At 54.6% G+C, this 10,707-nt stretch carries 7 protein-coding genes; 2 read left to right on the forward strand and 5 right to left on the reverse strand.

What is annotated here, in order from left to right; all coding sequences use genetic code 11:
• On the reverse strand, nucleotides 1-1,350 hold a 1,350-nt coding region (locus VK738_14650; GenBank protein ID HTD23896.1), incomplete at its 3' end, for a hypothetical protein.
• A 143-nt stretch (nucleotides 1,351-1,493) separates the two neighbouring features.
• On the reverse strand, nucleotides 1,494-5,300 hold the full coding sequence (locus VK738_14655; GenBank protein HTD23897.1) for a TonB-dependent receptor: 3,807 nt from the start codon (nucleotides 5,298-5,300) through the stop codon (nucleotides 1,494-1,496).
• A 302-nt stretch (nucleotides 5,301-5,602) separates the two neighbouring features.
• On the opposite strand from VK738_14655, the gene VK738_14660 reads away from it, so the two are divergent.
• Together VK738_14660 and ybaK are read left to right on the forward strand one after the other, a co-directional pair.
• On the forward strand, nucleotides 5,603-6,751 hold the full coding sequence (locus VK738_14660; GenBank protein ID HTD23898.1) for a LacI family DNA-binding transcriptional regulator: 1,149 nt from the start codon (nucleotides 5,603-5,605) through the stop codon (nucleotides 6,749-6,751).
• Between the two features lie 243 nt (nucleotides 6,752-6,994).
• Entirely contained in the window at nucleotides 6,995-7,471 is a 477-nt protein-coding gene (gene ybaK / locus VK738_14665) for a Cys-tRNA(Pro) deacylase (GenBank protein HTD23899.1), read from the forward strand.
• Between the two features lie 585 nt (nucleotides 7,472-8,056).
• On the opposite strand, the gene VK738_14670 is transcribed toward ybaK, so the two are convergent.
• The 3 genes from VK738_14670 to VK738_14680 form a co-directional block, all read right to left on the reverse strand.
• The gene (locus VK738_14670) at nucleotides 8,057-8,731 is read right to left on the reverse strand and encodes a response regulator transcription factor (protein HTD23900.1); all 675 of its coding nucleotides are present in this window, start codon (nucleotides 8,729-8,731) and stop codon (nucleotides 8,057-8,059) included.
• A 35-nt stretch (nucleotides 8,732-8,766) separates the two neighbouring features.
• Entirely contained in the window at nucleotides 8,767-9,162 is a 396-nt protein-coding gene (locus VK738_14675) for a response regulator (protein ID HTD23901.1), read from the reverse strand.
• A gap of 41 nt (nucleotides 9,163-9,203) precedes the next feature.
• A partial coding sequence (locus VK738_14680; protein ID HTD23902.1) for an ATP-binding protein occupies nucleotides 9,204-10,707 on the reverse strand: 1,504 nt, incomplete at its 5' end.

Here is a 10,707-nt window from a genome sequence, read left to right on the forward strand (position 1 = left end):
CATGCTCGGCCCATCAATGCTGCCGGCATAGTCGTGCGGGAAATAGGTAAGCAACCTGCTTCCATCGGGCGCCTCCCACCAGAACAACTTGTAGGGAAAGGTGGTGAACTCGTGCGCCCAAAGCAGTTTCTGGGTGACAAAGTAGTCCATGCCCGACTTCTTGTAAATTTGCGGGAGCTGCCAGTTATATCCAAACGAATCCGGGTTCCACCCGATCTTGACGTCTACGCCAAACTTCTTTTGAAAGTAGCGCTTGCCCACCAGGATCTGCCGCACCAGTGACTCGCCCGCCGGCATGTTGAGGTCAGGTTCTACCCACATGCCGCCAATCACCTCCCAGCGGCCCTCCTTGGCTCGTTTCTGGATCTCCTGGAACAGGTCCGGATATTTTTCTTCCATCCACTCGTAGGTTCGAGCAGACGACATAGTGAATTTGAAATCGGGATATTCGTTCATCAAATCCAAAGCGCTCCGGAACGTGTTGCGAACGACTTCCACGGTTTCTGTCCAGGGCCACAGCCATGCCATGTCAATATGGGAATTGCCGGCTGCACGGATGGTAAAGCGCTTCAACCAGGGGTTCAGCAGTTGCAGTTTTGCCTGCGCCTGCCGTAGAGATGCGTCAAACCCGGCCTGGTCCCCGTGCGCAAGCGTCGTAAAATCGACTGTTTTCACGGCCGCGTCGATCTGCTGCTCCCGCTCTGTCTTGCCATCCTGATAGGCGGCGATCAACGGGCGTGCTGAAAGAATTTCCATACGGAAGAGTGTGGGATCAGGACGGCTGGACGGCGGGTCAATCGTCAGTCGGCCCTCGTGGATTTGAGTTTCAACCCCCTCGGGGACATCCACGCGCACGGCAATCAGGAATTTCTGGCCGGGCTGCGCGCTTTCCGTCAGTGGGATCGGCACCTGCTGGTCATCGGTACCGCGAAACACCAGCGCTCCGTTAGAGTAAGTGGTAATTTCTGCCGTGCCATTGCAATACAACACGAGGTCGAGGGTTACACGCGCACCCTGGACGGAGTATCCGTTGATCTTCTCCGGAATTTCGATCGAGCGCCGCAAGAGACGAGAACCGTTAGTCCATTTGTCGCCTATCTTCATCGTCTCCCAGCCGGAGCTGTCGAGCGCGGGATCTTCCGGGTGGGGCACGTCAGCGTGAAACTGCCACTCCGGCAAGCGCAAAATCGTGAGTGACTCCAGCCGGTCGAGAGTAGGTTTGTAGGGATCAGGTGTCTCCGCGGTCTGGGCAGAGCACGCGAAAGCGAACACTAGAACAGCCAGCACGGAGCATGCAACAGATCGTCTCATCATGAATGTCATTCCCTCTTTTTCCTGTTTGACAGACATCACTCCCGTTTCTCCTGATCCATGTCGGCTCCATCATAGGCAAGCCGCCTGTGACGCGGAAGCATCAGGCCAGAGCGCCCCCAGGTTCCTCCTGGGGGCGCTCATGGATCGGGCCAATATTACAATCACCTTTTTGCAGCTTTCTAGAAAATAATCTTCAGCGATAGTTGCAGTTGCCGCGGTGCGTTCTGTTGGTTGGCGCCGATACAGCCATAGCCCGAACAATAACCAGGCGTTCCGGGTTGAATGCCAGGAATGTTGTTCGGATTGATGGTAACCGGCAGATTGGGATTGCCTGTGCTTGGTCCCCCAAAGATCGGGGTGTTAAAGGCATTGAATGCCTCAGCCCTGAACTGCAACTTCATGGATTCCCGAATATCGAACTGCTTTTGCAGCGCGAAGGTCGCCAGCGGTTTGTAAGGTGCCCGCAGGTTATTTTGCCGCGTTACGACTGTCCGGGGAATCCATGTGTTGGTTGCCAGCGGAGTATAGCAGCTCGGCGTCTCGTTGTAGATCCACTCGCTGAAACTCCGGTGTGCCGGTATATAGCTGTTGTTGTTTTGCGGGCAATTGTAGGTGAACGTGTTTGGCGGCTGGATGGGGGTACCCGATGCATCCGTGAAGATCCAGTCCAGCGACCAGTTATTGATGACCTGTCCCACCCAACCGGAAGCGTTGCCGAAGAACGGCCGGTTTCTGCCAACAGGCAGATCCCAGATTCCGCTGAAGGCGAGATTCAAGGTGCGGTCACTGCCATCAAGCTGGTAGTACGGTTTGGCAATGAATGGAGTCAGGATATCGTGGCCTGGGCCGGCGATATCGACGCAACCCTGACACTGGCCGTTACTGTTGTTGTTGAGGCTGGTATAGGTCATGTTCTTCTGCCAGGTAAACGCAGTCACAAGAGTGATGCCTTTCAGCCAGGCAGGACCAGCATCCACACGCTTTCTAAATTGTACCTGCAAGGAATTGTAATCGCTCCGTCCGATGGGTTCGGTGTTCGAGGACAACGTCCCATCGAACTGAGGGAATGGTTCCATCAGGATATACGCTGGAACGGTAGCGGACAGGTTTAAAACGCTGGCTGCCTGGTTCGGACCCATATGCCCGAAGAATGGGTTTTGCACTTGAGAGTCGCATCTAACCGCCGCAGCAGCAGCAGCTAGCGTCGCACATTGGGCGATCTGCGCCGGCGTCAGGGCGTTAAAGTTTGTTCCGACACGAATGTTGCCTGTGTAGGTGCCTACAAACGAGGTATCGAGAACAAAGCCACCCGGAAATTCATGCTGGATGCCCAATGAATAATGTTGCACCCGTGTGATTTTTCGATTGCGTTGGTCATAGCTGGTTGAGTTGCTGCCGGTTCCTGCCAGCAACCCGTCAAGCGGACCAGTGGGAGGCGTCAATCCAGCCGGATAAGGATTGCCATTGAAGAAACCAGGACCAGGCGTTACCGGGTTCGGGTTGAAATAGTTCGTCACCTGGGTAAAGGTAGTGTTTCCACCCAGTTCGAAGGCAAATCCGTAATTCACTCCATAGCCGCCACGTACGACGGTTTTGTCATTGAGTGCCCACGAAACACCGATCCGGGGTTGGAAATGGTTGTACTGCGTATCATAAGCACGGCGTCCGTTGCCAAGGAATGTGAAGCCGCCCACAATCGGGTTGGGCATCGTGAAACCAGTGGACGTCCCGTTCTTTAGCAGCAGCGTATTGTTGGGTGGGAAGGCATTGGCGCTGTTTAGTATGCCCGTGAGCGGATTAACGCAGGTGTAGCAGAGGCCGCCATTGAGCCGGTCATGCCGTTCGTGGGGCGAGTGCTCAAAGTCCCAGCGCATGCCCAGGTTGAGCGTCAGGCGGGGATGGATTTTCCAGTCATCCTGAACGAAGGCGGCATAGTACGGGTAGGTCTCATAGATCGCAAGGTTGTAGGGAATATTGCCATCATTGGGAATTCCCATAATGATACTAGCTAGGCCGGAGCCTGTTGAACCAGTGACTCCCGCAGGATCAGTGTTTGCGTTGTTCGGATTGAAGCGGGTGAAGTTGTCGGTAAAGTTAAAGATACCGCCGGGACCGTTCGACGTTGGGGCTACTTCGCCAGCGGCGCAGCACGGTATGGCGATGACCTTCAGATACTGGCCGCCATAGCGTAAGTTATGGTTGCCTATTGTCTGGGAAATCGTTGGTGCAACTTCAAAGTCAGCGTTAAACGGTGGATGGCCGAAATCGGAAAACGCCCTGGTGCCAATAATGTTGGCAATAACGTCATTATTATTAAGCACAGGGGCAAAGCTTGTGCTCGTGGATGGTGGAACTGGATAGGTGGTAAATCCCAGGTCCTGCGGCGATAGCTTGGCTGTCCCCGCTGCCAGTCCGCCGTCAGGTGAACTGTCAACCTCGCGTGTATAAGAAACCCGCACGTCTGCCACCAGAGTCGAGTTGAATGTATGGGTGGCACTCAGGATCTGCGACAAAAATGCACGGGTATGGTTAATGTTTCCCGTCTCGATGCGAGGATCAGAAAACCCTGAATTGTTTCTGAAATCTGTTCCTGACCACCAGCTAAACATGCCATAAATCTTGGTACGGTCGCTGATGTTGTGGTCAATGCGAAAGAGCGTTTGGTTATATTGGGTACGCCCGCCGGTGTTCGAGACGAAATTGTTGATAAACCCGGGCTGGTTGGGCTTGGGATACAGCGCCAGAATCTTGAGGCCGATTTGGCTCACCAGGTTAGCTGGAATCACATCGTTCTTCCCACCCACGGAAAGCCGGTTGCGGGTCTTACAGGTTCCATCGGCGTTCGTCGAAGCGCACGAAAACGGGTTATAGATGCCGCCATTGTGGTTAACCCCCGGGCCTTTCAGATAGGCGCTCATATCCACGCTGCCATCCGGGTTGACAACGATACCGGTCGGGACAGTGGTGATCACGGGAGCAGGTTGGACTTCGCGCCAGCCTTCAAAACTGGCGAAGAAGTAGGTCTTGTCCTTCTTGATGGGGCCGCCAACAGTCCCTCCGAAATCATGCTGGTTATGAAAGCCCTTGCGCTGGTTCAATTGATTGAGTTGATAGAAGTTGGCATCTAAGACCGCGTTGCGCCAATAATCAAACGCCGCGCCATGCAGCGCATTAGTACCCTGCTTGATCACGAGATTGATGGTTCCACCACCACTGCGTCCAACTGACGCATCGTAGTTGGTGGTCTGAATCTTGAACTCTTGCACCGCATCGACGTTGGGCGAAATGAACCACGCTCCGCGGGCAGTGCTGGTTTGCTGCGAGATGGGCGCTCCATTCATCGTGAATTGGTTTTGATTGTTGACCACACCATTGATTTGAAATGAATTGGTCTGGTCCCATCCGCGCTGGGCGCCATTGCTGCCCGTAAACAGAACACCCGGATTCAGTTGCGCCAGCATGTAGACTTGGCGTCCGTTCAGTGGCAGGTTTTGTGTCTCCTGCGTTCCGACCACAGAACCGCCGGAAGCATCTGCTGTGTTCACGGCGACGGCGCTGGCAACAACTTCCACGCTTTCTGAGACCGTGCCCACTTCCAGCCGGAAGTTCAGGTTTACCTTCTGGGCAACGCTAACGACTACATTTTTCTCGACCGACTTCTTGAAGCCCGGTGCCTCAACCGTGACCTGATAGGTCCCCGGCTGCACAAACGGGATGGAAAAGCTTCCCTCGGCATTGCTCGTTGTGCTGTAAGTTTGTTGCGGACCTTTGGCCGTTACTTTTGCGTCGTGAATTACGGCACCGGATGGGTCCTTCACCTGGCCGAGGATCAAACCGCGATATTCCTGGGCATGCAGCCCCATGGGAAAGGATAGGGCCAGCAGGCAGATAGCCAGACTTGCCGTAAGCCAATGCCGGCCGTTTGCTGCTGAGGTTACAAAGCTGCTCCACGTACGTGCCTGATGGTTGCTCTTATGGCTGCTCATTGAATGCTCTCCTCTTTGTGCATGAGTGGTATAGATCCATGGTCATTGCACCGTGGTCCGAGATCTATCCCTCGCTATTTTTAGTTGTTGGACTTGCACTTGCTGGGCACGTCTACGCCACAGATGTTTTGCCGACGCCGCCCTCCAGGATGCACGGAAGTCTATGCAACAGAAGTGAGAGCTGTCAAGACAAAAATCGTCAGGGTAAACGATATTCATTGCCAGTTTACTGCAAGGTAAACGATTACCCTTCGAAACCGTTAAATCCTTGTTGTTTATGGTATGCTCTCGCCATGGTGACAATGACCGATATTGCTCGCGACCTCAAGGTTTCGGTCGTGACGGTCTCCAAGGTCCTGCGCAACGACGGCAAGATCAGCCCAGCGACTCGCAAACGCGTGTTGCGAAGGGCCAAAGAGCTGAATTACCAGATGAACTGGGTTGCCCGCAGCCTGGTCACGCGGCGGACCTACACGATCGGACTGCTCCTGCCGAATTTCACACATCCATTTTTTGCGGAAATTGCCAAGTCCGTGGCCGAGACCATTCGGCCGCATGGCTACCACGTGATCATTTCGTACTTCGAGGAAGATCCCGAATTGGAGGCCCGGGAGACCGATACCCTGTTGGCCCGGCAAGTGGATGGCCTGATTATCGCCTCTGCCCAATCGCCCAATCGGGTAGAAGTGTTCGAGCGGATTCAACAACGGAAGGTACCCTACGTTTTGATTGACCGCCCCGTGGCCGGGGTGAATGCTTCTTTTGTTGGGGTTAACAACGAGGTGGTTGGCCGGCTCGCCACCGAGCATCTCATAACGCAGGGCTGCCGCCGCATTGCGCACCTGCACGGTCCCGGAACTGGCATCGCGATAGGACGTTTGGAGGGGTACCGCCAAGCCCTCGCAAAACACGGCCGGCCGGCACCGGCCAGCTACATTGTTGACGGCGGCTACGGAGATGACACTGGGTATGAAGCGATGCGCCAATTGCTGCGGCGTCATCCGATCCCCGATGGGGTTTTCTGTTATAACGATCCGGTTGCGATCGGCGCCATCAAAGCAATTCGCGAATCAGGGCTTGACGTGCCCCGCGACATCGCCGTGGCTGGAGCCGGCAACGTACACTATTCGGACTTGCTGGCGGTGCCGCTTACCACCGTTGATCAAGGCACGTCCCAGATCGGGAAGCTGGCCGCCGAACTTCTGCTTCAGCGAATCACCTCAAAGCGCTTTGTGCGCCCCAAGAAAATCATCATCTCTCCCAAACTCGTAGTACGGTTATCGAGTCAGCACCGTTACGTTGAGAAACTCGAGCACGCCACATTGTCCATTGCGCCTACCAAAAACTCCATCGGTCGTGATTTGGGCAGCGTGAAGGTTGTAAGTAGGTCGGAAAAGCGACACGTTCGGCCGCTGGTGCGCGCCCTCGCGATTGACAAGCGCGAGAGCTAGATTTTCACTCCGGTAAGTTCTTCACTTAAGGTCCATAAACGCTCTGCTGCCTCCGGATCGATGGCATATTGCCGCACACCGACGTTGCTGGCGGAATCGGGGCGACATCCACATCCTGAAGAATTCCGAAAGATTCGATCCAATAGCGCACATTCAGACACATGGCGAATCTTCGGAATTCTTCATGACAAGTCAGGCATCCAATGCAGGGGCAATGGTGAAACCAAGATGAGGATGCATTGAGTGGCTAAGACGAACGCAGCCCGAATTCTGGATGGACTTGGGATCAAATACGAGTTGCGAGAGTATGAGGTGGACCCTGACGATTTGTCAGCGGACACAATGGCGGCAAAGGTCGGCTTACCGCCAGAGCAGGTCTTCAAGACCCTTGCCGTGCAGGGGGACCGGTACGGAATCTGTCTGGCAGTAGTTTCCGCGGATAATGAACTGGACTTCAAGGCGCTTGCAAAACAGACGGGTGACCGCAGGGTGGATATGGTTCCTTTGAAGGACGTGCAAGCCGTGACTGGTTACATTCGCGGCGGAATTACCGCTCTGGCCTGTAAAAAAGACTATCCCGTATATATCGACGAACTTGCGGAAATCTGCGACGTAATTTCGGTGTCGGCAGGAATGAGGGGAACGCAAAGCCTGCTAGCCCCGGAAGACTACATCCAGGCGGTCAACGCCAAGGTCGCAGCCATTGTGACGGCGAAATAACGGCCTTCCAACGCGCTGTTCCCGGCCTAGCTGAGCTTGTGCCTTTTTGTGCATATGCCAGGATGGAAGCCATTTCTCTGAGTGCTTGATTTTAAATGGCGGGGACGAGACTCGAACTCGCGACCACTGCCGTGACAGGGCACCAAAAATGAAGTAAATCAAAGACTTGGCGAGGACGGGCGGGACTGTTCAGGACTATTCAAGACAGAGATTTGGCACATGATTGGCACATGAAAACCTTCCGGTTAAACTGGCTCCAAAACGGGTGTGCTTCGCCAAAATAGAAACTGCTGCACGGTTGGTGTAATTCTTAAAGACAGCCAAGTGGAACAGTTTGTGGCAACACGGAATTGTGACGGGAAAGAAGCAATTCGTCGTCGGCTGGCGGAAAACGGACACAGCTCCCCGTCTCCCGCTTGCTCCCGCGCCCTGAGTCTATTCGTCCATTCAGCGCTTACGCAGCGAGATCGTAACGATGGTGCAGACCGCCGAGCCTGGTTGAAGAAACAATTCTCCATCCGGCAATGCGCCGCTCAAATCAACAGCGTTCTTGTGTCTAAAGTGATTTGAATCACGATTGGAGTATCAAGCTTTCGGCACACTTGGGAGCCGGAGCCTCGCGGCCATCTTCACCAACGCAGCGAGGGAGTCGGCCTTCATCTTCTGCATCACTTTGCCGCGGTGTGCCTTCACCGTGATTTCGCTTATGCCGAGTTCCCCACCGACCTGTTTATTCAACAGACCGGAAACCACCAGCGCCATAACCTGCTGCTCACGATGTGTGAGTGACGCATAACAATTCCGGAGCGCTTGCATCTCCGCCTCGTAACCAAGTGCAACCCGGCTACGTTCGACGGCTTGCCGGATGGCACTCAAAAGTGCGTCGTCACTGAATGGCTTGGTCAAGAACTCCACAGCCCCTGCCTTCATGGCTTGGACCGTTGTGGGCACGTCGCCGTATCCCGTGATGAAGATGATCGGCATATCCGGCCGCTCGACGGCGACACGCTTCTGTAGGTCGAGACCATTGAGGCCTGGAAGAGAAACGTCAAGGACTAGACAGCTCGGAACAAGGCTTCGTGGGCGATCGAGGAACTCTCGTGCGGATGCGAATGTCTCCGGATGCCAGCCTTCGCATTGAATCAGCAACTGCAGCGACTCACGGACGGAGATATCGTCATCAACAACGAATACGATGGGTGTTGCCGGTGTCATCGGTGATGACTCCAATTGATGGCCAAAAGCGCGCGCTAACGTCATAGTATATTCCCAAATTCGTGAGAGTCGCCGATCGCTCACCTCACTCGAAGTGCAGTATTCAGCGCCTGAAGCAGGGCCGTGTCGCTGAATGGCTTGAACAAGAATTCAACGGCTCCTTGCTGGAACGCTCGCCTGCGGACAACCTCGTCCTTCTGAGCACTGATGAAGATGATCGCAATGTTGTGTCCGCGAAGCTGCAATTCTCGCTGGAGATCCAATCCAGTCATGCCCGGCATGGCGATGTCGAGGATGAGACATCTAGTTTGAATCAGGCTATCGGAACTGAGGAACTCTTCCGCAGATGAGAAGGAGTGCGTCGCAAATCCGAACTCCCGCAATAAGTCGGGCAATGACTCGCGCACGGATTCATCATCATCCACTACTGCCACAAGTGGATATTCGCCCGCGATCTTTTCTTGGTAGGAGTCCATAACACAAGAATGCGGCAGACTTGGTAAAGAGTCTATTGCACTTAGGTATTGGTCGTGTAAGGGATAGAAAATGAAAATGTTGCTCCTGAACCTTCATTTAGCGTTGCCCATAAACGACCATGATGTTGTTCTATTATGGAGCGAGAAACCGACAAGCCAATCCCCATCCCGTCATTCTTGGTCGTGTAGAAGGCTTGGAATAGTTTGTCCATAGATTGAGGGTCGAAACCGATCCCCGCATCTTTCACGCTAAGGAGCGCCCGATCGCCTTCGTCTCGTTCGGTCCTGATCAGCAACTTCCTGGGGCGATCATCGACGGTATTCATCGCGTCTGAACCATTCCGGAGGAGGTTCAGGATTACCTGCTGAAGCTGGACTCGGTCACCTGTGACAAGCGGGAGGTCGTCGGCAAGCTCACATCGCAAAATTACCTGGTTTCTTTGAAGCTCACTCAATGACAGAGCAGTCACCTCTCTCGTAGCGTCATTCAGATCCACCCGCTCAGCGATGGTGTCTTTCTTGCTGAAGAGTGCGCGCAATCGCGTGATCACATCAGACGCACGGTTGGCATCGCGAATCGTTCGCCGGGCCGTTTCACGCGCACCGTCGACGTTCGGTGGATCCAATGTCAGCATCCGCAGACAGGTGCTGGCGTTAGTGACGATACCTGAGAGCGGCTGGTTCACTTCGTGCGCGATTGACGCCGTCAACGCTCCGAGGCTCGTGACCCTCGCCATGTGCGTGAGTTCGGACCGGAGTTTGCTGAGCGCCTCTTCCGCGAGCTGGTGTTCCGTCACATCCTGGATCGCGCCAATATGCTCCAGCCGCCCATCCTTGTGTCGGATCCCGTAGGACTTCGTGCGTAGGTACTTGACCCGGCCGCCCGGCATCCGCAGCCGGATCCCGTAATCATGGTCGTTAATATTTCTTCGCGCCAGGTCCATTTTTTCGGAGAGCAACGAAATGTCTTCCGGATGGACTCGGCTACCAATCTGCTCGAGCGTCACGGGTACATCGGGGTCCAACTCGAAGATGCGATAGAGCTGCTCTGAAAACGTGATTTCGTCCGTGTCTATACGCCAGGAAAAACTGCCAGTTAAACTGAGACGCTGGGCCTCCGCGAGAAACGCCTCGCTGCGCTTGAGTGCTTCCTCCGCGCGCTTGCGTTCGGCGACTTCCTTTCTCAGCCCTTCGTTGGCTGCAGCAAGTTCTGCGGTCCGTTGTGCAACGCGTTGATCGAGTTCGTCGGCAACGCGCTTCTGTTCGCTTAAGAGTCGTGCTTGTTGTAGCCCGATCAACGCTTGGTTAGCCGCTATGCTCAGAAGAAGCGCCTCGGTATCCCGCGGGAAACCTTCTCGACGAGATCCTGCTACGATGACCCCGATTTCACGCTGAACACCGAGAGGCCAGGATACGAGTGAAACCTCTTCGTCTCCAATGTGACTGCGTTCCTGGAGATAACGTTTTTGAGGGTCATCTCCCAACCAGCGATTGAGGAACGTACAGAGCTCTCGCGGTCGGAACAGCTGATCTTGCGATTGTTCT

This window comes from Terriglobales bacterium, assembly GCA_035487355.1.
Classification (GTDB): Bacteria; Acidobacteriota; Terriglobia; order Terriglobales; family Acidobacteriaceae; genus QIAW01.

Bases quoted from the DNA above. Each gene is read 5' to 3' on its own strand.
- VK738_14660 (HTD23898.1), top strand. From the start codon at position 5,603: ATGACCGATATTGCTCGCGACCTCAAGGTTTCGGTCGTGACGGTCTCC.
- VK738_14655 (HTD23897.1), bottom strand. From the start codon at position 5,300: ATGAGCAGCCATAAGAGCAACCATCAGGCACGTACGTGGAGCAGCTTT.
- VK738_14675 (HTD23901.1), bottom strand. From the start codon at position 9,162: ATGGACTCCTACCAAGAAAAGATCGCGGGCGAATATCCACTTGTGGCA.
- VK738_14670 (HTD23900.1), bottom strand. From the start codon at position 8,731: ATGACGTTAGCGCGCGCTTTTGGCCATCAATTGGAGTCATCACCGATG.